The sequence below is a fragment of the Rhizobacter sp. LjRoot28 genome, from assembly GCF_964253025.1.
Classification (GTDB): Bacteria; Pseudomonadota; Gammaproteobacteria; order Burkholderiales; family Burkholderiaceae_C; genus Rhizobacter.
On record NZ_CAXUQC020000001.1, the window covers coordinates 2162522 to 2183650 of the forward strand.

18 protein-coding genes are annotated in these 21129 nt (G+C 69.6%); 9 read left to right on the forward strand and 9 right to left on the reverse strand.

What is annotated here, in order from left to right:
* Positions 1–2: 2 nt before the first annotated feature.
* From rimO to ACSQ2F_RS10015, 4 genes are all read right to left on the reverse strand, one after another.
* A complete protein-coding gene (rimO, locus tag ACSQ2F_RS10000; protein ID WP_436022280.1) occupies positions 3–1385 on the reverse strand; it encodes a 30S ribosomal protein S12 methylthiotransferase RimO in 1383 nt (460 codons plus the stop codon).
* 51 nt (positions 1386–1436) lie between these two features.
* The gene (phaR, locus tag ACSQ2F_RS10005) at positions 1437–2024 is read right to left on the reverse strand and encodes a polyhydroxyalkanoate synthesis repressor PhaR (RefSeq protein WP_436022282.1); all 588 of its coding nucleotides are present in this window, start codon (positions 2022–2024) and stop codon (positions 1437–1439) included.
* A 121-nt stretch (positions 2025–2145) separates the two neighbouring features.
* A complete protein-coding gene (locus tag ACSQ2F_RS10010; RefSeq protein ID WP_436022284.1) occupies positions 2146–3225 on the reverse strand; it encodes an ABC transporter substrate-binding protein in 1080 nt (359 codons plus the stop codon).
* Positions 3226–3236: 11 nt separating this feature from the next.
* Entirely contained in the window at positions 3237–3425 is a 189-nt protein-coding gene (locus ACSQ2F_RS10015) for a hypothetical protein (protein ID WP_436022286.1), read from the reverse strand.
* A 22-nt stretch (positions 3426–3447) separates the two neighbouring features.
* Between ACSQ2F_RS10015 and ACSQ2F_RS10020 the strand changes: the two genes are divergently transcribed.
* The 4 genes from ACSQ2F_RS10020 to ACSQ2F_RS10035 all read left to right on the forward strand — a co-directional run bounded on the left by ACSQ2F_RS10020 (position 3448) and on the right by ACSQ2F_RS10035 (position 8440).
* Entirely contained in the window at positions 3448–3603 is a 156-nt protein-coding gene (locus ACSQ2F_RS10020; RefSeq protein ID WP_436022288.1) for a hypothetical protein, read from the forward strand.
* Positions 3604–3706: 103 nt separating this feature from the next.
* Complete coding sequence (locus ACSQ2F_RS10025) at positions 3707–4756, forward strand: NADP(H)-dependent aldo-keto reductase (RefSeq protein ID WP_436022290.1); 1050 nt, start codon at positions 3707–3709, stop codon at positions 4754–4756.
* Between the two features lie 10 nt (positions 4757–4766).
* A complete protein-coding gene (locus tag ACSQ2F_RS10030; protein WP_436022292.1) occupies positions 4767–6653 on the forward strand; it encodes an ABC transporter ATP-binding protein in 1887 nt (628 codons plus the stop codon).
* Entirely contained in the window at positions 6650–8440 is a 1791-nt protein-coding gene (locus ACSQ2F_RS10035) for an ABC transporter ATP-binding protein (protein ID WP_436022294.1), read from the forward strand. The genes ACSQ2F_RS10030 and ACSQ2F_RS10035 overlap by 4 nt, the downstream gene beginning before the upstream one ends.
* 19 nt (positions 8441–8459) lie before the next feature.
* Here ACSQ2F_RS10035 and ACSQ2F_RS10040 read toward each other — a convergent pair whose 3' ends face one another.
* A complete protein-coding gene (locus ACSQ2F_RS10040; protein ID WP_436022296.1) occupies positions 8460–9524 on the reverse strand; it encodes an ABC transporter substrate-binding protein in 1065 nt (354 codons plus the stop codon).
* Positions 9525–9868: 344 nt separating this feature from the next.
* Here ACSQ2F_RS10040 and ACSQ2F_RS10045 point away from each other — a divergent pair, with 344 nt between their 5' ends.
* Entirely contained in the window at positions 9869–10528 is a 660-nt protein-coding gene (locus tag ACSQ2F_RS10045) for an alpha/beta fold hydrolase (RefSeq protein WP_436022298.1), read from the forward strand.
* 79 nt (positions 10529–10607) lie between these two features.
* On the opposite strand, the gene ACSQ2F_RS10050 is transcribed toward ACSQ2F_RS10045, so the two are convergent.
* The 3 genes from ACSQ2F_RS10050 to ACSQ2F_RS10060 form a co-directional block, all read right to left on the reverse strand.
* Complete coding sequence (locus ACSQ2F_RS10050) at positions 10608–12359, reverse strand: twin-arginine translocation pathway signal protein (RefSeq protein ID WP_436022300.1); 1752 nt, start codon at positions 12357–12359, stop codon at positions 10608–10610.
* A gap of 223 nt (positions 12360–12582) precedes the next feature.
* Positions 12583–14106 carry an amidohydrolase family protein gene (locus tag ACSQ2F_RS10055; protein ID WP_436022302.1) on the reverse strand — a complete coding sequence of 508 codons (1524 nt, stop codon included), beginning with the start codon at positions 14104–14106 and terminating at the stop codon, positions 12583–12585.
* A 137-nt stretch (positions 14107–14243) separates the two neighbouring features.
* The gene (locus tag ACSQ2F_RS10060; protein ID WP_436022304.1) at positions 14244–14612 is read right to left on the reverse strand and encodes a hypothetical protein; all 369 of its coding nucleotides are present in this window, start codon (positions 14610–14612) and stop codon (positions 14244–14246) included.
* Positions 14613–14840: 228 nt separating this feature from the next.
* Between ACSQ2F_RS10060 and ACSQ2F_RS10065 the strand changes: the two genes are divergently transcribed.
* Positions 14841–16067 (forward strand): MFS transporter, encoded by a 1227-nt coding sequence (locus ACSQ2F_RS10065; RefSeq protein ID WP_436022306.1) that lies wholly within the window; start codon positions 14841–14843, stop codon positions 16065–16067.
* Positions 16064–17227 (forward strand): ABC transporter substrate-binding protein, encoded by a 1164-nt coding sequence (locus ACSQ2F_RS10070; protein ID WP_436022308.1) that lies wholly within the window; start codon positions 16064–16066, stop codon positions 17225–17227. Before ACSQ2F_RS10065 ends, ACSQ2F_RS10070 begins: the two co-directional genes overlap by 4 nt.
* Here the strand turns inward: ACSQ2F_RS10070 and ACSQ2F_RS10075 are convergent.
* Positions 17184–17798, reverse strand: coding sequence for a nitroreductase family protein (locus tag ACSQ2F_RS10075; protein WP_436022310.1), 615 nt, complete (start codon positions 17796–17798; stop codon positions 17184–17186). The two genes, ACSQ2F_RS10070 and ACSQ2F_RS10075, sit on opposite strands and share 44 nt — an antisense overlap.
* Positions 17799–18259: 461 nt before the next feature.
* Between ACSQ2F_RS10075 and ACSQ2F_RS10080 the strand changes: the two genes are divergently transcribed.
* Positions 18260–19615: an LLM class flavin-dependent oxidoreductase gene (locus tag ACSQ2F_RS10080; protein WP_436022312.1), complete on the forward strand. Its 1356-nt coding sequence runs from the start codon at positions 18260–18262 to the stop codon at positions 19613–19615.
* A 1-nt stretch (position 19616) separates the two neighbouring features.
* Positions 19617–20984, forward strand: a complete 1368-nt coding sequence (locus ACSQ2F_RS10085) for an LLM class flavin-dependent oxidoreductase (protein ID WP_436022314.1) — start codon at positions 19617–19619, stop codon at positions 20982–20984.
* Positions 20985–21129 lie beyond the last annotated feature (145 nt).

Consider the following 21129-nt stretch of genomic DNA (forward strand, 5'->3'; position numbering starts at 1 on the left):
GCTCAGATCGGCTGTGCGATGAGGTCGTGCCCCTGGGCGCCGACGATGCGTGCCTTGGTGAACTCGCCGACCTTCAGGGTCTTGGAGGCCTTCTCGGGCGGCAGCAGCTTCACGCAGCCGTCGATCTCCGGCGCGTCGGCATAGCTGCGGCCCACGCCACCCTTGCGGCCGAGGGCCGGTGCGGAGTCGACGAGGACCTGCATGGTCGCGCCGATGCGGCTGTGCAGCTTCTCGGTCGACACCGCTTCGGCCACTTCCATGAACCGTGCCCGGCGTGCCTCGCGTTCCGCTTCGGGCAGCGCGCCCTCCAGGTCGTTCGCCGGGGCGCCCTCCACCGGGGAGTAGGCAAAGCAGCCGGCGCGATCGATGCGGGCCTCGCGGACGAAGTCGAGCAGGTGATCGAACTCGGCCTCGGTCTCGCCAGGGAAGCCGGCGATGAAGGTGCTGCGAACGACGAGCTCCGGGCAGGCCTCGCGCCATTGCTGCAGACGCTCGAGGTTGCGCTCGCCGCTGGCCGGACGCTTCATCCGGCGCAGGACGTCGGGGTGCGAATGCTGGAACGGCACGTCGAGGTACGGCAACACGAGTCCGGAGGCCATCAGTGGCAGCACCGCGTCGACATGCGGGTACGGGTAGACGTAGTGCAGCCGCACCCAGGCCCCATGGCGCGCGGCCAGTTCACCGAGCTTCTCGCACAGGTCGAGCATGCGCGTCTTGACGGGCTTGCCGTCCCAGAAACCGGTGCGGTACTTGACGTCCACGCCATAGGCGCTGGTGTCCTGGCTGATGACGAGCAGTTCCTTGACGCCGGACTCGAACAGCCGCTGGGCCTCGCCCAGCACGTCGCCGATGGGGCGGGAGACCAGGTCGCCCCGCATGCTCGGGATGATGCAGAAGCTGCAGCGGTGGTTGCAGCCCTCGCTGATCTTGAGGTAGGCGTAGTGCCGCGGGGTGAGCTTGATGCCCTGAGGCGGGATGAGGTCGACGAACGGGTCGTGCGGCTTGGGCACGTGCACATGCACCGCATCCATCACCTCCTGCGTGGCGTGCGGCCCGGTGACCGCGAGCACGCTCGGGTGCATCTGCTGCACGAGGTTGCCGCCGTTGTCGCCCGCCTTGGCGCCCAGGCAACCCGTCACGATCACCTTGCCGTTCTCGGCCAGGGCTTCGCCGATGGTGTCCAGGCTCTCGCGCACCGCATCGTCGATGAAGCCGCAGGTGTTGACGATGACCAGATCGGCCCCGGCAAAGGTCTTGGAGGTATCGTAGCCCTCGGCACGCAGTTGCGTGAGGATCAGCTCGGAGTCGGTCAGCGCCTTCGGGCAGCCGAGGGACACGAAGCCGATCTTGGGGGCGGCCGGGACGGCCAGGGTGGAATCAGTCATCCCGGGATTTTCGCCGATCCGGCGCCCGAGCGGGCCCGGATCCCCTCCAAATCAGCGCTTGGGCTGTGTGAAACCGGGCACGCCCGGGAAAAGCGTCTCTGCCTGCTTGGCCATCTGCTCCTGCATCTGCTGGAACATCTGGCGGGATTGCTCCATGTAGTTGCTCATCACGCCCTGGACGGCCGGCGCCTGGCCGTTGAGGAACTGCGTCCACAACTCGGGATTGATGGTGGCCGGCTCGAGCAGGCCCTTGCTCTGCTCGGCCAGCCGGGCCTGGATGTCGGTGAAGGTCTGCAGGTTCTTCTCGAGGTAGGAGCCCATCATGCCCTGCATCGCCCCGCCGTAGAAGCGGATGATCTGCGCGAGCATCGGGGCCGAGAACATCGGCACCCCGCCGGTCTCCTCCTCCAGGATGATCTGCAGCAGGATGCTGCGGGTCAGGTCTTCAGAACTCTTGGCATCCCGGACCACGAAGGGTTGCGCCGCCAGCACCATCTTCTTCACGTCCGCCAGCGTGATGTAGCTGCTGGTATAGGTGTCGTAGAGGCGCCGGTTGGGGTACTTCTTCAGCACGCGCGGGCTGCCGACGGCGGAGGCCGCGGCATCGGCGTCGGGCGCCTCGGGACGGGGTGGTGCCATGGGGGGCGGGCTCCTGTGAACCTGTTGCGGACAGTGGAACGATTCTAGGAGGGTGCCACAAAACCGGCCGGAGGGGTTTTCCCAGCCCGGATGGAAGCCCGTGCGCCGCGCGTCGATCGTCTCAGGCCACCGGTCGCCCGGAGGGATCGAACTCGGGCCAGAAACGCTGCAGGCCCAGGTCGCTCACCGCCTGCTCGACGAAGCGCTGATCGATCCACCCATCGACGTCGAAGCCCCGCCGGATGAGCTTGTAGCGCAGCGCATCGGTCACGGCCCGGCGGTCGTTCGCCACCACGAAGGGATCGAAGCGAGGCGACAGCCGGTGCGACAGCGGCACGCCGCGGTACTGCGTCTCGTAGGTTTCCGCCGAGACACTGCCCGCCGAGGCCCACAGCCGCAGCACCTCGGCCCGGTTCGCATCGAGCGACGCCCAGTGGGCAGCCTGCACGAAGGCCGTGACCACCCGTTGCGTGAGCCCCGGGTGGGCCTGGGCGAATGCATCGCGCACGAGGATGTGGCCGGACGAGGTGGCGCCCGGGTTGCGCCGTGTGTCGTAGATGACGCGGGCCAGCCCCTTCTGCTCCATGCTGACGAGGCTCAGCGAGCCGATGATGCCGTCGATGTCGCCGGACGCGAAGGCCGCCAGGGTGCTGGCGGGCTCCAGGTTGATGATCTTGAAGTCTCGCTCAGTGAGGCCGTTCTGCTCGAAGATGCGGTTGGCCACCAGCTGGGTGGCCGTGCCCTTGTGGAAGGCGATACGCCGCCCGCGCAGGTCGGTCACCGAGCGCGCCGTGGAGCCCGGCCGCACCGCCACGTAGGCGTCGGTGCGCGCATTCGTCACCATCACGAGCCGCGTACGGATGCCCACTGCGCGGCCGATGATCGAAGGCAGGTCGCCGAGCGTGGTCAGGTCGAGCTGGTCATTGCTCAAGGCCTCGTTGACCGCCGGCCCCTGCCCCTTGAAGAAGGTCCACTCCACGCGGATGCCATCGCGCTTGAGTGCCGACTCGACGAAGCCCCGCGTCTGGGCGACGGACAACCAGCCGCCCGCGACACGCGGCGGATCGCCGACGCCGGCGGTGGACACCCCGAAGCGGATCACGTCGGGCGCGGCCGCCCGCGATGGGCGTACCCAGGGGCCGAGTGAGACCGCAGCGGCCGCGCCGAGCACCGCGCGGCGAGACAGGAGCAAAGACGACATCGAGACACCTCTCAACAGGGAATGGGATGGACAACGAAGGCCACCGGGTGCAAGCCCCGTTCCAGCGCCAGGCGTAGCTTGCTGCGGGTTTCAAGACAGGTGCGGTTGAGGACGCAGCAGCGCGACGCGGCCGGCTGCTCCGCGCGCAGCAGCCGCATCGCCTGCAGCGCCTGCTTCGCCAGGAACCGGCCCCGTGGCATGGTCGCTGCTAAAGGAGGGTCCATGACCGACCCGCAACCTGCCTCGTCGCCCCAGCCGCTCGCCCTGCCACGCACCGACGCGCTCGCCCTGTCCATGCGTGCCAAGGCCCTGACGTTCGACGCCCCGTGCCGGGCGCGCAGCTCAAGCGCTTCGGGCCGCTCTGCAAGCGGCGGGTGACCGCGTCACCTGACCGGCACCGCGGCGGCCAGTGCCTGGACCGCCGCAGCCCCTGTTCCGCGCTTCCCCCCGCATTTCCTTCCATCCCACCTCAGGAACGTCCATGAAATACCGTCCCCTCGGCCGAACCGGCCGCCAAGTGAGCGTGATCGGCCTCGGCACCATGACCTGGGGCCAGCAGAACACCGAAGCCGATGCGCACGCTCAGCTCGATGCCGCCATCGAGGCCGGCGTGAACTTCGTCGACACCGCCGAGATGTATCCGGTGCCACCGCGCCCGGAAACACAAGGCGCGACCGAGCGCCACATCGGCACCTGGCTGCGCCAGGGCGGGCGCCGCGACAAGATCGTGCTCGCGACCAAGGCCGCGGGGCCTTCACGCACCGCCCAGCGCCCGAGCCACATCCGAGGCGGCGCCACCAGCTTCACCCGACAGAACCTGGAGCACGCCCTGAACGACAGCCTGGCGCGGCTTCAGACGGACCACGTGGACCTGTATCAACTGCACTGGCCCGACCGCACCACCAACACCTTCGGGCAACGCGGCTACACGCACGCACCCGACGAGGAAACGGTGCCCATCGAGGAAACCCTGGAGGCGCTCGCCGGTCTCGTGCAGGCCGGCAAGGTGCGACATGTGGGCGTGTCGAACGAGACGCCCTGGGGTCTCGCGCGCTTCCTGCAGCTCGCCGAGGCGCGTGGGCTGCCGCGCGTGGCCAGCATCCAGAACGCCTACAACCTGGTCAACCGCGGGTTCGAGACCGGCCTGTCGGAGTTCGCCCGGCGCGACGACGTCGGCCTGCTGGCGTACTCGCCGCTGGCCATGGGCAGCCTGAGCGGCAAGTACCTCGCCGGCGCGCGGCCGCCCGGCGCGCGCATCACCCTGTTCGACCGCTTCGGGCGCTACAAGGCCGAGCCGGTGGAGCGCGCGACCTGCGCGTACGTGACGCTCTTTCGCCGCCATGGGCTCGACCCCGCGCAAGCCGCCCTCGCGTTCGTCAACAGCCGACCCTTCGTGACGAGCACGCTGATCGGCGCCACCACCCTGGAGCAGCTCGCCGCCAACATCGCCAGTGTCGACCTCGTCCTGTCTGACGAGGTGCTCGCCGGCATCGAGGCCATCCAGGACCGCTACCCGAACCCGGCTTCCTGACGGTCCGTCGATGACCACCCATTCGCTCGGCGAAACCGACCCTTTCGCCCCCCTCGCCGGTGACCCGTTCGCCGACCTTTCCCGCCTGGGTCGCGTCGACGTGCGGGCCATTCCTCGCGTGCTCACCCGGCTCACCCGGCTCGCGCTCAACTACCCATGGCGCTGCGCCGCGGCGGTCGCCTGTGCGCTCGGCGCCGCCGCATTCAACCTCGTCACCCCGATGCTGCTCGGGCGGGCGGTCGACCAGGCTCACCACCTGCTCACCGCGACGGGAGTGCCCGTGGCCGGCGTGCGCGGCGCGCTCGGCCTCACCGCCGCGCTGATCGTCGCGGCCTGCGCCGTGCGCGGGCTGCTGACGGGCCTGCAGGGCTACCTGGGCGAAAGCCTGGCCCACCGCGTCGGGCGTGATCTGCGCCTGGCCTTCTACGAACAGCTGCAACACCTGTCCTTCGCCTTCCACGACCGGGTCCATTCGGGCGACCTGATCGCCCGCGGCATGCTTGACCTCGAGGGCACCCGCATGTACCTGGAAGCCGGCCTGCTGCGGGTCGTCACGCTGACCTTGCTGGTGGGCGCGGGCGCATGGCGCCTGATGAGCGTGGACCCGCTGCTCGGCGCGATGGCCCTCGGCTTCGTGCCCTTCGTGCTGTGGCGGGCGGCTCGCATGGGCTTCCTGATGCGCCTGAGCTGGGACCGGCTCCAGTCGATGATGTCGGACCTCACCCTGCGCATGGAGGAGAACCTGCAGGGCGTGCGCGTGGTGCGCGCCTTCGCCTCGAAGGCCCACGAACTGGCGCGCTTCGATGCCTTGTCGCGCTCGGCGCTGGCCCTGTCCAACCGCCGTATCACCTACCGCATGCGGTCGGTGAGCATCATGAACGTCGCCTACCACGTCGCCATGGGAGCGGTGCTCTGGGCGGGCGGCCTGCGCGTGTCCGCCGGCACCCTGACGGTGGGGCAGCTCACCGAGTTCCTCACCTTCATGACGCTGCTGCAGCTGCCGGTGCGCCAGGTGGGAATGATCGTCAACTCCAGCGCACGGGCCGCCTCGTCCGGCGCCCGCCTGTTCGAGGTGCTGGACAGGGAGCCCGACGTGCGGGACGCGCCCGGCGTGCCCGCGCTCGACATCGGCGCCGGGGTGCTGCGGTTCGAGCACGTCGACTTCGCCTACCCCGGCCGCGAAGGCCGGCCGGCCCTCGCCGACATCAGCTTCGAGCTGCGCCCGGGCCGCACGCTGGGCATCGTCGGTGCGCCGGGCAGCGGCAAGTCGACCATCGCGCAGCTCATTCCGCGGTTCTACGACGTCAGCGCCGGCCGCATCACGATCGACGGGCAGGACATCCGCGGCGTGCGGCTGGACTCGCTGCGCGCGGCCGTCGCCGTCATCCAGCAGGAGAGCTTCCTCTTCGATACCTCGGTGCATCACAACATCGCCTATGCGGCCCCGGGCACCGGAACCGAGGCCGTGCAGGCCGCGGCGGCGACCGCGCAGATCCATGCGCACGTGGCCGGCCTGCCCGCGCGCTATGACACGCGCGTCGGCGAGCGCGGCGTGGCCCTCTCGGGCGGCCAGCGGCAGCGGCTGTCCATCGCCCGCGGGCTCGTGGCCGACCCGGTCGTGCTGGTGTTCGACGACGCCACCTCGGCCGTTGACGCGGCGACCGAGCGCGCGGTGCGGCGGGCGCTTCGGCACGCCGCGGCCGACAAGGCCACGCTGATCGTGGCCCACCGACTCGGCTCGCTGATGCACGCGGACGAGATCCTGGTACTCGACGAAGGCCGCATCGTGGAGCGCGGCACCCACGCCGCCCTGCGCGCGCGCGACGGTCACTACGCGGCGCTGTGGGCGCTGCAGTACCCGGAACGCTCGGCACAACACGAGGAGGCCGCAGCATGACGGCCATGCTGGCCTCCGAAGAACAGGGTGAACAGATCTTCGCCCGCTTCGACACCCGCGTCACCTGGCGGCTGTGGCAGTTCATGCGGCCCTATCGCCGCGCGCTGGCCGGCGCCCTGCTCTCCGTGCTGGCGTACACCGCGGTGCAGGTGGCGATTCCGGTGACGGTGCGGCATGCGGTGGACAGCATGCTCGGCCCCGCCACCATGCCGCTGACGATCGTGATGGCCGCGTTCGGCGTGCTGGTGGCGCTCAACGGCGTGCTGAACTTTCTGCAGGAGTGGGTGGCTGCACGGCTTGCGCAACGGGTGATCTTCGACCTGCGGCGCGCCATGTTCGCGCACCTGCAGGACGTCTCCCTCGCCACGCTCGACCAGACGCAGGTGGGCCGCCTGATGGCGCGCCTGGCCGGCGATGTCAACGCCCTGCAGGAGTTCCTCGAGACCTCGGTGTCGGCGGTGGGTGATCTGTTCCTGCTCGTGGGCATCGTCATCGTGTTGCTGTGGATGGACCTGCGGCTCGGCACGCTGACACTTGCCGCCCTGCCGGCGCTGGTGATCGTGCGATCGGTGTGGCTCCCCTGGGCGCGCGAGACATTCCGGCGCGCGCGCGAGGCCTCGTCGAGCGTGAACGCGTCGCTGGCCGAGAACATCAACGGCATTCGCACCGTGCAGGAGAACCGGCGCCAGGCCGTCAACTTCGCGCGGTATGCCGTGAAGGCCCGCGAGAACCTCGACGCGCAGCTGGGTGCCTCGCGGGCCTCGCAGGTGATGGTGCCCCTCGTGGACACGCTCACCGGTGTCGCGATGGCGGTGGTCGTGGTCGTCGGTGGTCAGCAGGTCACGGGTGGGGCGCTCGGGGTCGGGGTGATGGTGGCCTTCATCTTCTACGTGCAGAAGTTCTTCGACCCGATCCGCACGCTGTCGATGCAGTACACCGTGATGCAGCGCGCCATGGCGGCCGGCCAGCGCATCTTCGAGGTGCTCGACGTGCCGCTGCAGATCGTCGACCGTCCCGGTGCGGCGGATCTCCCGGCCGACATGGCCCCGACGATCTCCTTCCGGAACGTGTGCTTCGGCTACCGACAGGGGCAGACGGTGCTGCACGACTTCTCGCTCGACATCGAGGCGCACCAGACGGTGGCCCTGGTCGGACCGACCGGTTCGGGCAAGACCACCGTGACGGCGCTGCTGCACCGCTTCTACGAGGTCGGCGCGGGGGCGGTGCGGATCGGCGGGCACGACGTGCGGGACGTCACCCTCGCCTCGCTCGGCCGGCACATCGGCATGGTGCTGCAGGAGCCTTTCCTCTTCAGCGGCACCGTGCTCGACAACCTGCGCTACGGCCTGCCGGAGGCCAGCCGCGAAGACGCCATCGCCGCCGCGCGGGCCGTGCGGGCCCATGCGTTCATCGAGCGCCTGCCCCAGGGCTACGACACCCCGCTCGGCCAGCGGGGGCGCAACCTGTCGATCGGCCAGCGTCAGCTGCTGAGCTTCGCGCGCGCGCTCCTCGCCGACCCGAAGATCCTCGTGCTCGACGAGGCCACGGCGAACATCGACAGCTTCACCGAGCAGGAGATCCAGCAGGCCCTCGCCCTGCTGCGCCGTGGCCGCACGACGATCATCATCGCCCACCGGCTGGCCACCGTGCGCGACGCGGACCTCATCGTCGTGATGGAGCACGGCCGCATCGTCGAGCAGGGCACCCACGAACGCCTGGTGGCACGGGGCGGTCTGTATGCGCGGCTGCAGGCCAGCAGTCGCACCTCGTTCGACGACGCAGTCTGAAGGCGCGGCGCGCCGGGGCTCACGCCGCCCCGGCCGTCCGCCCGTCGGCCTGGAACACGGGCCAGTGGCGCTCGAGCTTGAGCGTCCTGAGCGCGGCGCTCAGGTACCGCGTGTCGATCCAGCTGTCGACGTCGAAGCGAGCGCGCGACAGCCGGAAGCGGAAGGCGTGGTCCACCGCCTCGTGATACCGCGCGCGGAGGAACGGGTCGAAGGTCGGGTTCAGCCGAACGCGCATCGGCTGGCCCTCGAAGTCCTCCTTCCAGTGCTCGAACGGCGTGCCGGCGCGCGCCCACAGGCGCAGCACGTCTTCGCGGTGCGATTCGTCGGACGCCCAGTGGGATGCCTTGACCAGCGCGCGGACCACCCGCTCGGTGATGTCAGGGTGCGCCTGGGCGAAGCGGTCCGTCACGAGCAGGTGGCTCTGGCGCGTGAAGACAGGCGAATTGCCCTTGCTGGTGTACAGCACCCGCACCTGGCCCTTGTCGCGCAGGCGCAGGATGTCCTGCGAACCGATCGATGCATCGATGTCGCCCGTCGCGAGCGCCGCGAGCGAACTCGCGGTGTCGAGGTTGACGATCTTCAACGCGCGCTCATTCAGCCCGTGGGCCTCGAGCAGGCGCACCGCCGGCAGGTGCATGTTCGTGCCCTTGAACAAGGCCACTCGCTTGCCGCGCAGGTCTTCGATGCGGCGGGCGGTGGAGCCGGGCGGCACGCCGATGTAGAGGTTGGAACGCGCGCCCGTGGCCACGATCACGCGCGTCTGCAGGCCTGCGGCGCGCCCGATGAGCGATGGCAGGTCGCCCTGCAGGGCGAAGTCCACCTGCTGGTTGGAAACCGCCTCGTTCACGGCCGGGCCCGCCCCCTTGAAGAACGACCAGTCGACCGCGATGCCGTCAGCCCGGAACTCGTCGTCGATCCACCCCTTGGCGTGGGCGATGGCCGCGGAGCTGCCGGAGAAGCTGGGGGGCTGGCCCGCCAGCGGCTGGGCCACGGCGATGCGCACGGAAGCCGGCTTGCCGGCCGCACGCACGAGCAGCGGGACGCCGAAGGTGGCGCCGAGGAGGAGTCGTCGGGAAAGGTTCATCGGGCGGTCCGTGGTGATCAGGAAGTTCCCGACGTGCAGGTGGCGTGCCATCGAGGGCAGTGCCCCGGTGGCGCTTTCGCAGCAGCGGGCCGCCAGCCCTGCGCCGACGCCAGCAGTCCGCTGCTGGACAGGCAGCAAGGCTGGTCCCGACAGGCCTCGACCCTCTGGCCCGGAACCTGCGAACGGGTGGGCATCACCCGTGGCCCCTGCTCACCGGCCAGCAGCTCGTGGTCACCGCCTGGCCGGCCAGGGCCATGGCGGTGACATCGCCGCGCAGCCCGGCCTCGGACCCGCCACGGCCCCTTCATTCGACGCCCCTTCCCCACCTCTCCCAGGAGCCCACCATGACGATCGAACGCCTCAGTCTGCCCACCGCCCGCGGTCCCTTGGCCTATCTTCACGCCGCCCCCACCGCCCCCTCCGCCGACGCACCGCTGCTGGTCTTCCTGCACGGCGGACGCGATCGGGGCGACGACATCGATCTGCTGCTGCGCTGGTCGCCGCCCCGGCAAGTGGCGGCATCGAGCGAACGCCCGTTCCGCTTCATCGCCCCGCAGTTGCCCGCCGATGCGGCCTGGACCGACCGGCCGGACGACGTGCTGGCCCTTGTCGACACGGTGGTGGCCACCCACGGTGTGGACCCGTCGCGCGTCGTGCTCGCCGGGTTCAGTCTGGGCGCCGCGGCGGCCTGGCAGCTGGTGGCCGATCATCCGGCGAGGTTCGCCGGTCTGGTGGTGGCCTCCGGGCGCGTTCCCTCCGGGCTCGCGCTCGACGCCCTCGCCCACACACCGACCTGGGTATTCCACGGCGGACTCGACGACAAGCTGCCTCACGAAGCGACCGAGCGCCATGTGGCGGCGCTGCGGGCCGCCGGTGGCCAGGTCGCGTACACCTTGTACGACCAGAGCAACCACTTCATTTCCGAGCAGGCCTTCCTTGAGCCGGCACTCGCGCCGTGGATCCAGGCCCGACGCCGGTCTGCCGCGCAGGCGCTGGCGGCCTGAGCAAAGCCGCCGCGCAACCGCTTGCCGCTGCGCGGCGGGCCGGCCGGGCCGACCGGGCGGCGCCCGTCCGGCCCACCGGTCATACCTCGACCGTCGTGCCGTCGAAGCGCGTGAAGCGGAATCCCTCGAACGCCTCGTGGAAGGTGTGGCGCTCGTCGCGCAGCAGGGCGATCCCGACCTCCTCGGCCTGCGCAAGCGAAGCGGCCGCGTCGGAGCGCCAGTGGATGCCGGCCCAGTTGCGGCCAGTGCCCAGGTTGGAGGCCAGCTTGTTGAGCTCGCCCCCGACGGTCAGTGGCGGCCCGACGTAGGGAATGAGCCGGGTCGGGTCCGACGGGTCCGGCTGCACCGGATCGGCGATGACGTGGTTCTCGTCGAAGAAGGCCTTCAGGATGGTGGCACCCACGGCCGCGTTCGAGGACGCCCCGCCCGGATACGAGCTGTGGTTCGGCGCACCTTCCGGGTAGGCGCTGGACAGCAGCCGCGTCCCGAACTTCGCGAAGCTGCGGGCCACGGCCTCGGACTGCAGGACTTGCGCATGCAAGGGATCGCCCGATTGCCCGGCCAGGCGGCGGTGCAGGAGCCCGCCGAAGGCTTCCGGGCGCAGGGTGCGCTGCACGAACCACTTCTGCCAGTAGTTCGCCCGGATGTTGCGCGAGGTGGCCGTCGTGAGCAGCCCCTGGATGTACCCGGTTCCCCAGGAGCCCGCAGCGGAAGCGGACGTCTTGATGGCGAGGTACGGGTTGCGCGGATTCAGCGCCGCACCGAAGCCGCCGACCACCAGCGGATTGCTGCTGCGCGCGGTCGCAAGGAGCTGCAGCGCGCCCCAGAAACCGGGCGCGCCACCGCGCACGTACTCGGCCAGGTCCCGACCCGAGCTCAGGTAGCGCACCTGCGGGTCGAGTTCGATGCGGCGCTGGGAAGCGCGGCCATCCTGGTTGGCGAGCCACTCGGCTGCATCGGTAAGAAAGTCGTTGCCAGGCTTTTGCGGCCGCAGCTGGGCGGCGATGAACTGGGGCCCGTACGGGATGTCGCGCAAGAGGAACTGCGAGATGTACGGTCCGTCGAGCACGCCCGGCGGAACGACGTGACGGGCGGTCGAGCCAGTGCGGTCGGCGCGGTTCACGTAGCGGGCCGTGCCCCGAAACAGCAACGGCGGGGTGACGCGGCCGCTGCCATCACGCGGACCGGTGTAGTCCCTGAGCGCGTCGATCTCGCTCGCCGCGGCGAGCACCAGCGGATGCCGTGTGTCGGCGCGGTATTCGTGGAACGGCACGTCGCGCAGCAGCGACTGCCAGTACGCCTCCACCGCCTCCGCCGCGCGCTCGGCGCTCGCCAGAGCCGGCGGCGGGGGAATCAGGATCTGGGGCGGGGTGATCCCCTCGAGGTTGACCGCAAGCGTGCCGAGCGGGTTGACCAGCTTGCGCGTACCACCGAGCGGCACGCGCTCGAAGTCCGCCTGCGACCGGGCGTCGATCGCGCGGCGCAGCAGCACCCAGGCGTTCAGGTCCACATTGCCGCGGGCGTCGTGCGGCAGGCCGCGGGTGTCGGAGCCGATCTTGTCGGGGTAGCGGTCCTCGTCGCCGTTGGTCGGGTGGCGAGGGACTGGCACGTCGTGGTTGGCGCGCGCGCGATCGAGGCGCACACGCAAGGTCTTGCGGCGCAACTGTTCATTCGCATCGCCGCCCGCCGCGCCGCGTACGGCCAGGGCGTCGAGCGGGGTCGCTGCGGACGTGCCGGTGGCGGTGCCGGCTGCTGCAAGCGCCGCAGCGGTGCTGCCGAGGAAGCGGCGACGCGCGGTCAAGGGGTGAGGATCTGTCGGGAAGTCAGCCATGGAATCTCCAGGAAGGAATTGGGGAAGCCCACTTGCGCAAGGCCCGTACCGGGAACTTCCCGGGCGCGCCGCTTCGTGAGCGCGGGCCAGGCTTGGCGGCGTCCACCGAACACGCCGGGGCGCGGCTGCGGCCCACGCACGAGAACATGCGGTGCCTCCAGCATCGGGCCGAGCCGCGTGCCCGGAGCGCATCACTGCAGCGCCCCGGCGCACGCGCCTCGGGTCAGCGCTGGGTCGCGGCGTCGAGTTGCGCCTGCACCCGCGTGCCCTTGAAGAAGGCCGGGTTGGCCTCGGTGTAGAGCTTGTACGGGTTGTTGAAGACGTAGTCCTTGAAGTTGGTCGGGCTGATCACGCCCTCCTCCACCAGGCCCCAGGCCTCGGCCAGTGCGTCCGTCAAGTCCGGCACGTCCCAGTGGCCGACGTCGGAGGAGTAGATCGCGTTCACCTTGGCGCCCAGCGGATTGGCGCGCTCATTGAACGCATGCGCGATCGTGCGGTCGTCCGACTCGGAGCCGAAGAAGAAGTTGTCCAGCCAACGTGCCCGGATGTCCTCGACCGACTCGATGCCGGCGGCCGCGAAGTCCTCGAGCTCCGCGCCGATCGGTTGGCGCGCACCCGCGGTGTAGCGCTGCCCGAGGGTGTCGCGGATCAGGTCCTCGCCTTCGATGGAGCGGCCCTGCGTCAACGATGCGCCGTACGCCTGGAAGAGCCGGGTGAGCTCGGCGCGGTCGGTAGCGGCGGGGTCGTAGTGCTGCAGGCCTTCGAGGCTGCGCTTCTTCCAGCGGTCGACCAGGTGGATGTATACCCGCGCACCCCAATCGGCGCCACCCTCCAGCAAGCCGAAGCGAAGTTGAGGGAAGCGACGGGTCACGCCGCCGAAGAACAGCGCCTTGGCGAACGCCTCGGACCCATCGGCGAAGTGACCGATGTGGTTGTGCATGTAGTTGGAGATCGAACTGCGACCCGTCCAGCCCTGGCTGCCGTAGTGCGTCAGCACCGGCACGCCGAGCTCCACGACCTTCGCCCAGAACGGGTCGTAGTCGTAGGTGCTGTCGAGCCCGTAGAAGTCCTGGTACGAGATGTACTTCTTGAGTTCCGGGTACTTGTCGAGCGGAAACCGCTCGGCCAGCGCCGGAATGGGCCGGGACACGCTGCCCGCGATGTTGATCGCCTTCAGTCCCAGCACGTTCACTGCATGCTCGAGCGCCTCGATGCCTTCCTGCGGCGTGTTGAGCGGGATGCCCGCCACGGGTGTGAGGCGGTCCGAGTACTTGCGCCAGAGGTCGGCATGGTAGTGGTTCAAGGCCCGCTGAAGCGCCGCGCGCTCTCCCGGGTCACGCAAGGCGAGCGGCGCGAGCACGTTGTTGGGAAACAGCACGGAGTAGTCCGAGCCCTGCTCGGCCTGACGTTCGGCGAACAGGTCGGGCAGGTGGTAGGTCGCGACGTCCAGGGTGTTCTTCGTGACGCGTGCCCACCAGGGCGAGCGGATGGTGCGGTAGTGCTGACGTTCCTCGGGCGTCTGTTGGTACCACGTCTTGCCATTGCCCACGCCACCACGCGTCGCGCGGTCCTCGCTCGCATGGCGCAAGCGATCGACGAGGTGCGCGCCGGCGTAGCGGGCGACGTAATCCTCCACGTCAGGCGTGTAGTCGTTGACGTGGATGTCGGTGTCGATGACGGGGTGATCCAGGCGCTGTCGCACGGCGGCGGAAGGGGAGGCTTGGACACGGTTCAGGCGGTCGTTCATGAAGCGGATCTCCGGTGGGTGGGAACCGTGCTCCGCATCATGTGTGCCATCGTTCGAGGCCTGTCGTTGCTTCACCAGACACACATTCGCCGGTCGGGTGGTGGAACTCGTGCAGCGGCCTGTTCAACCGCGCACAGTCACGATTCGTGCGCAGACTCCGCGGGCCGGCCACGAACCTCGGCCAACCACCGGCCGATCTCCTCGACGCTCTTGCGACCGATGTTGCGGACCGTTCGCAACCGGCCTTGCTCGTAGGCCCGGGCCACCGTGTCGACGGTCAAGGGTTGCTTGCGCAAATAGAGGAACTCCGCCTTGAGGCCGTTGGCGGTGCGCACACTGAGGCGGCTGAACGGATCGGGGCTGGCCGCGCGAAGTCGGGCCTCGCGGGCCTCCGCCAGCATCTGGCGAACACGCTGGCGCGTGACCTCCAGCACCGCGGCGATCTCGCTCATCGAGGCGCCGCGTGCGCGAAGCGCCTCGGCACGGGAACACTTGTCATTGCTCATGGACGGTCTCTCGGTGGAAAGGAAGCCGCCGCCGAGCAATCGATGTTCCACCGCGCGCCTGCAGCGCGCTGCTGCTTCGCACGCAACAGCCGCGGCACCGACCTGCGCGCAAGCCAACAGCGTTGTCGCCACACCGGCATGGAATCGCCGGGTTCCGGGCACAAGCGTCGGGCGCGATCCGTGCTCATGCCCGGTACCCGCCCCGGGCCCGACATGCCTTCGACGAACTTGCCGCAAACCACTCGCTTCCGTTTTGCCACATGGTGCCGTGAGAACCGCTTCCTGTTGGTGTTCGCCGTGCTCGCGTCCGTCATGGGCACGAGCGTGGGCACAGCCAAGGTGGTCACTTCCCTCTATGCGCTGCACCTCGGCGCGACCGAATTCCAGCTCGGGTTGATCGCCAGCGGCCAGGTGTTCGGAACTCTCGCGATGAGCGTGCCCGTCGGTTTCCTCGTGGATCACCACGGTCCGGCGCGGCTCTTCGTGATCGGCAGCGTGCTGGCAGGCGTGATCTACGTCGTCATTCCGCTCGTGCCGCATCCGGCCTTTCTGCTCGGCGCCGTCACTGCGATCGGGTTCTTCATGCCGATGCGCTTCGTGTCGCTCAACAGCGTGTTCTTCGAGCAGATCCGCACGCTCGGCGAACACAAGGCCGGATGGTACCGAGGCACCCACATGACCGGCATGTTCCTCGTCGGCCCGGGGCTGGCGGTGGCCCTCGTGGCGGCCGCCGGGTTCACCGGCACCTGGTGGTTGATCGCGGCGAGCTTCGCCTTCACGATCGTGCTGTCGCCGATCGTGCTGGCGCGCTACGCCCGGCCCGGTCGGGGCGGCCGGCGCCCGAGTCTTGCCGACATCGGCCGAGACCTGGCCACCCTCACCCGCGATCGCGAGCTTCGCCAGGTGAACCTGATCGACTGCGCCGCGCAGGCAACGAACGCCTTCAACGCGACATTCATCATCGCCATCGCGCTGAAGGTGTTTCATCGGCCGCCGAGTGAGGCGGCGGCGTACGTCACGGGCCATGGGGTGGTGTTCATCGCCACGCTGTTCATGGCCGGCCTGCTGGTGCGCCGCGTCGGCAGCACGCGGTCCTGCCTGGGCGCCCTCGCGATGGCGACCGTCGGGGTCACGATGCTGGCCCTCGCACCCGAGGCCCGCTGGCTGTGGCCGGGCGTGGTGCTGCTCGGCTTCGCTCTCGGCCTGCTGCAGACGGTGACCCTCACCCGCATCGCGCGCATCGGGGCGCGCCTGGGTCAGGGCAAGGTCTCCGGGCTGAACCTCTTTGCCGGTCCGATGGGCGCGCTGCTGGGCACGTTCCTCGGCGGGCTCGTGGGTCAGGCGTTCGGGCTCCAGCGCGCCTACCTGCTTTTCGTGCCCGTCCACCTGCTGCTGGCCGTCTGGCTCGCACGCGCCTCCCACCCCACTGCCGCCGCCGCGCCCGCCTTGCCATGATCCGTCTCACCCTCGCCTTTCTCGGTCTGCTGACCATCTTCGCGGCGCAGGCCGAACCGCTCGTCATCCGCTTCGGCGTCGCCTCGCCGAGCTACGGCATCCCGCCCGGCTTTGCCGGTGGCGCAGCGGGCGTGGCCCATGCGAAGCGGTTCATCGAGGAGGAGTTCAAGGGCCAGGACGTCAAGGTGGAGTGGATCTTCTTCAAGGGCGTCGGCCCGGCGGTGAACGAGGCGATGGGCAACGGCCAGCTCGACTTCGCCTTCCACGGCGACCTGCCCTCGATCGTGACGCGTGCCAACGGCGTGCGCACGCGCGCCGTGATGGCCGCGACGAGCCGGGCGACGATCTACATCGGCGTGGCTCCGAATTCGCCGATCCACCGCGTGCAGGATCTCAAGGGCAAGCGCATCGCCTTCACCAAGGGCACGGCCTCGCATCTGCCGGTGGTCCGCATTCTCGCCGCCCATGGCCTGAAGGAACGCGACCTCAAAGTGCTGAACCTCGATGCCCCGACGGCACAGGCCGCCTTCCTGGCGGGCGACCTGGACGCCCTCATCGGCGCGGCTGTGGTGCTGAAATTCCGCGACCAGGGGCAGGCGCGCCTGATCTACTCCACCCGCTCGGCGCCCACCTTCACCTCGCAGAGCCACATCACCGTCACCGATGCCTTCGCCACGGCCCGGCCCGACGCGACCCGCCGCGTCGTGCGCGGCCTCGTGCGCGCGGCCCGGTGGACGGCCGAGCCGGCCAACCGGGACGAAGTGATCTCGCTCTGGTCGCGCGCGGGCGTGCCGGTAAAGCACTGGAACGAGGAGCTCGCGGGCGAGCCGCTCGCGGTGCGCACCTCGCCGCTCTACGATCCCTTCATCACCACCCGGCTCCAGCAGGCGCTCGATGACGCCCACCGCTTCCGGCTCGTCCGCCGGGACTTCGACGTCAACGGGTGGATCGACCGGCAATACGTCGACGCAGCGTTGAAGGATCTCGGCCTCGAGGGCTTCTGGACCGCCTACGACGCGGAGGGACGCCCGCTCCCGGGCCCGGCCGGTGTCCCGCCCCGCGGCGCGACACCGCCGCGGGCGTCGCGGCAAGCCGCCGGCGCGGCAGGCTCTCCGCTCAGTCGGGAAATGAGAACCGCCCTTCGGCCACCAGCTCGCTGAGCGGGCGCCGCAAGCTCGGCGACTCGCGCGCCTGCAGGGCCTCGGGCAGCATGGACTTGTCGCCCTGCCGACCCACCGCGATGACCGCCTCCAGCGCATGGTCCGCGGGCACACCGAGGTCGTTGCGCAGGCGTTCGCGGTCGAATCCGCCGATGCCGTGCGTGTGCCACCCGGCCAGCGTGGCCTGGAACGCGAAGCTCGCCCAGGCCGCGCCCGCATCGAACGAATGCGTCGACACGGCGACCAGGTCGGTCTTGCCCGGCGGGACCCACATCGTGCGAGAGAGCACCACGACAAGGGCCGAGGCCCGGCCCGCCCAGCCCTGGTTGTAGGGCGACAGGGCGTCGAACACGCGGCTCCATGCCGGCGTGTCGCGACGGGCGAAGACGAAGCGCCACGGTTGGGCGTTGTAGCCCGACGGTGCCCAGCGCGCGGCCTCGAAGAAGCTGTCGAGGGTGTCGCGATCGATGGTCTCCCCGGTGAAGGCGCGCGGCGACCAGCGGCGCGTGAAGAGCGGGTCGATCGGATGGGTGGTGTCACGACCGGGAGGCAGATCGGTTCGAGCGTTCATGGGCGTCTGGTGGGAAAGCCGCGCGAATTGCGCACGCATCGCCTTGCGATTGCCGTGCCACGCAGCGCGATGCTCCGCCACATCCATCGCAGCAGGGCCGCCGATCCGCTGCTGCGCAGTCAGCCCGAGCGACTTCACGTCGAGCAGGCGCGGACCCCGTACCCCGCCGCCGGCAATCGGGTGACATCGGGACAACCCGTCCACGCTGTGCGCACGCAGGGGTTCTGGTCCAGGCGAGCGGGTGCGTCGTCGGTCGCGCCCGTCTGGCCGCGGCTGCCCGTTCTGATCGGTTGCCGAAGCAGCAGGCGGCACCGCGCCGGGTGTCGCCGACCCAACATCTTCGCCAGCGGGTTGCTGCGCCAGCAGCAGGAACAGCCGCTTTGGCCCGTGCCGTCACTGGCACACCGCTTGCGCTGTGAAGCGCGCCTGCTCCATGCATCCACCCATTCAGAGAGACTCACATGAGCGAACGAAAACTGCGCCTTGGCGCGTTCATCATGGCCACCGGCCACCACATCGCCGCCTGGCGGCACCCCGGCTCGCAGATCGACTCCGGCGTGAACATCGACCACTACATCGAAGTGGCCCAGCTCGCCGAGCGCGGACTCTTCGACCAGGTGTTCGTGGCCGACTCCCCGGGCGTGGCCCACCGCGGGGATGCGGAGTCGTTCAGCCGCCAGGGCCGCGTCTCGTATTTCGAGCCGGTCACGCTGTGGTCGGCCCTGGCGGCCGTCACGAAGCACATCGGGTTCGTTGCCACCGCGTCCACGACCTACGAAGACCCGTTCCTGCTCGCGCGCAAGTTCGCATCCCTCGACCACATCAGCAAGGGCCGTGCGGCCTGGAACGTCGTCACCACGGGGTCGGACCGGGTGTACGGCAACTTCGGCCTCGACGCCCATCCGGAACCGGAGCTGCGCTACGAGCGCGCCCACGAATTCATCGACGTGGTGAAGGGCCTGTGGGACAGCTTCGAGGACGATGCGTTCGTCCGCAATCCGGAGACCGGGGTCTACTTCGACCCGGCCAAGCTGCATGCGGTGAACCACCATGGCAAGCACTTCAAGGTCTCCGGCCCCTTAAACCTGGAGCGGCCGCCGCAGGGCTATCCCGTCGTCGTGCAAGCCGGCTCCTCGGAGCCCGGGCGGGAACTCGCCGCGGCGACCGCCGAGGCAATCTTCACCGCCTGGACGAGCCTGGCCGAAGCGCAGGCCTTCTACAGCGACGTCAAGGGTCGCCTCGCCAAGTACGGCCGCCGCCCGGACCAGTTGCTGATCCTGCCCGGCATCTCGCCGGTGGTCGGACGCACCGAGGAGGAAGCGCAGGCGAAATGGGCGGCGCTGCAGCAGCTCATCCATCCGTCGGTCGGGCTCAACACGATCGCGCACTTCTGGCCTGACGACGACCTGACCACCTGGAACCTGGACGCCCCGCCACCCTACTACCCCGAGCCGCCCAAGGGCCGCAATAGCCGGCAGCACGTGGTGATCGAACTGGCACGCCGCGAAGGCTTCACCGTGCGCCAGCTGTACGAATACCTGGCCGGCGCCCGCGGTCACTGGGTGGTCGTCGGCACGCCGGAAAAGATCGCCGACGAAATGCAGTCGTGGTTCGAGAACGGCGCGGCCGACGGCTTCAACGTGATGCCCCCGGTGCTGCCGGAGTCGCTCGAGGACTTCGTCGAGCTCGTCGTGCCAGAGCTGCAGCGCCGCGGCCTGTTCCGTACCGCGTACGAAGGAACGACGCTGCGCGAGAACCTCGGCCTCGACCGCCCGCAGAACCAGTTCACCGTCGCCCGTCAAACGAAGGCTGCCTGACATGACACGACCTGCACGCCAAATCAAGCTCGGCGCCTTCCTGTCGCCGACCGGGCACCACGCCGCCTCCTGGCGCCACCCCGACACGCCCACCGACGGCGGCACGAACTTCGAGCACTTCAAGAAGCTCGCCCAGCTGGCCGAGGCCGCCAAGTTCGATGCCATCTTCACCGCTGACAGCGATGGCGCCTGGCCGCGCGCCGGGGATCCCGAGGTGCGACGGCGCGCCAGCCAGGGCGGTGGCTTCGAGCCGATCACCCTGTACTCGGCGCTGGCCGCCGTGACGAAGAACATCGGCTTCATCTCGACGGTCTCCACCACGTACAACGAGCCCTATCACGTGGCGCGCAAGTACGCCTCGCTCGACCTCATCAGCGGCGGCCGGGCCGGCTGGAACGTGGTCACGTCGGGCAACCCGCAGGCGGCCTACAACTTCGGGCTGGAGGCCCACCCTGAGCACGGCGAGCGCTATCGCCGCGCAGCCGAGTTCGTCGAGGTGGTCAAGGGACTGTGGGACAGCATCGAGGACGATGCGTTCATCCACGACAAGCAGAGCGGCGTCTATGCCGACCCCGACAAGATCCACGTGCTCGATCACGTGGGCGAGTTCTACAAGGTGCGCGGGCCGCTGACCGTGCCACGCTCACCGCAGGGCCATCCCGTGATCGTGCAGGCCGGCGCCTCCGAACCCGGGCGCGACCTTGCAGCCCGCACGGCAGAGGCAATCTTCGCCGCGTGGCAGACGCTCGACGATGCGCAGTCCTTCTACCGCGACGTGAAGGGGCGCGCCGCCGCCATCGGCCGCGACCCGGACCACATCAAGATCCTCCCCGGCGTGTACCCGGTGATCGGGCGCACGGAACAGGAGGCCCTCGACAAGATCGAGCAACTGCGCGCGTTGATCGATCCGAAGATCGGACTGTCGCTGCTGCAGAGCCTGGGCGGGCCGGACGTGCTCGGCGCGTACGACCTCGACGGGCCCGTGCCCCAGGACCTGCCCGAGACGAACGCGAACAAGAGCCGGCAGAAGCTGCTGCTTGCACTGGCCGCGCGCGAGAACCTGACCATCCGCCAGCTTTACGAGTGGGTGGCGGGCGCGCGTGGCCATCGCGTGATCCATGGAACGCCTGAAGGCATCGCCGACCAGCTGGAGGAGTGGTTCGTGAGCGAGGCGGCCGACGGCTTCAACCTGCTTGCGCCCACCTATCCGGCGGGGCTCGTCGACTTCATCGATCTCGTGTTGCCGGTGCTGCGGCGCCGCGGCCTGTTCCGCACCGAGTACGAGGCGTCGACCCTGCGCGGCAACCTCGGACTGCCGCTGCCCACCAACCGCTACGCTGCGCCGCATTCGTTGGCGAAGGCGGCCTGAGCTCGGCCACTGCAGGCATCGCGACATGCTGCTCTCTAACCAACACGCGGCCCGGCGCCACATGTTCCGCACGCAGCAGCGGAACGGGCGATCGGGCCGCAAACCCCCGAAAACACTGGGTTCTCGCGTGGCACGGGTTCTGCAA

Coding starts and splice junctions, on each gene's coding strand:
- rimO (WP_436022280.1), bottom strand. CDS start 1,385: ATGACTGATTCCACCCTGGCCGTCCCGGCCGCCCCCAAGATCGGCTTC.
- phaR (WP_436022282.1), bottom strand. CDS start 2,024: ATGGCACCACCCCGTCCCGAGGCGCCCGACGCCGATGCCGCGGCCTCC.
- ACSQ2F_RS10010 (WP_436022284.1), bottom strand. CDS start 3,225: ATGTCGTCTTTGCTCCTGTCTCGCCGCGCGGTGCTCGGCGCGGCCGCT.
- ACSQ2F_RS10015 (WP_436022286.1), bottom strand. CDS start 3,425: ATGCCACGGGGCCGGTTCCTGGCGAAGCAGGCGCTGCAGGCGATGCGG.
- ACSQ2F_RS10020 (WP_436022288.1), top strand. CDS start 3,448: ATGACCGACCCGCAACCTGCCTCGTCGCCCCAGCCGCTCGCCCTGCCA.
- ACSQ2F_RS10025 (WP_436022290.1), top strand. CDS start 3,707: ATGAAATACCGTCCCCTCGGCCGAACCGGCCGCCAAGTGAGCGTGATC.
- ACSQ2F_RS10030 (WP_436022292.1), top strand. CDS start 4,767: ATGACCACCCATTCGCTCGGCGAAACCGACCCTTTCGCCCCCCTCGCC.
- ACSQ2F_RS10035 (WP_436022294.1), top strand. CDS start 6,650: ATGACGGCCATGCTGGCCTCCGAAGAACAGGGTGAACAGATCTTCGCC.
- ACSQ2F_RS10040 (WP_436022296.1), bottom strand. CDS start 9,524: ATGAACCTTTCCCGACGACTCCTCCTCGGCGCCACCTTCGGCGTCCCG.
- ACSQ2F_RS10045 (WP_436022298.1), top strand. CDS start 9,869: ATGACGATCGAACGCCTCAGTCTGCCCACCGCCCGCGGTCCCTTGGCC.
- ACSQ2F_RS10050 (WP_436022300.1), bottom strand. CDS start 12,359: ATGGCTGACTTCCCGACAGATCCTCACCCCTTGACCGCGCGTCGCCGC.
- ACSQ2F_RS10055 (WP_436022302.1), bottom strand. CDS start 14,106: ATGAACGACCGCCTGAACCGTGTCCAAGCCTCCCCTTCCGCCGCCGTG.
- ACSQ2F_RS10060 (WP_436022304.1), bottom strand. CDS start 14,612: ATGAGCAATGACAAGTGTTCCCGTGCCGAGGCGCTTCGCGCACGCGGC.
- ACSQ2F_RS10070 (WP_436022308.1), top strand. CDS start 16,064: ATGATCCGTCTCACCCTCGCCTTTCTCGGTCTGCTGACCATCTTCGCG.
- ACSQ2F_RS10075 (WP_436022310.1), bottom strand. CDS start 17,798: ATGAACGCTCGAACCGATCTGCCTCCCGGTCGTGACACCACCCATCCG.
- ACSQ2F_RS10080 (WP_436022312.1), top strand. CDS start 18,260: ATGAGCGAACGAAAACTGCGCCTTGGCGCGTTCATCATGGCCACCGGC.
- ACSQ2F_RS10085 (WP_436022314.1), top strand. CDS start 19,617: ATGACACGACCTGCACGCCAAATCAAGCTCGGCGCCTTCCTGTCGCCG.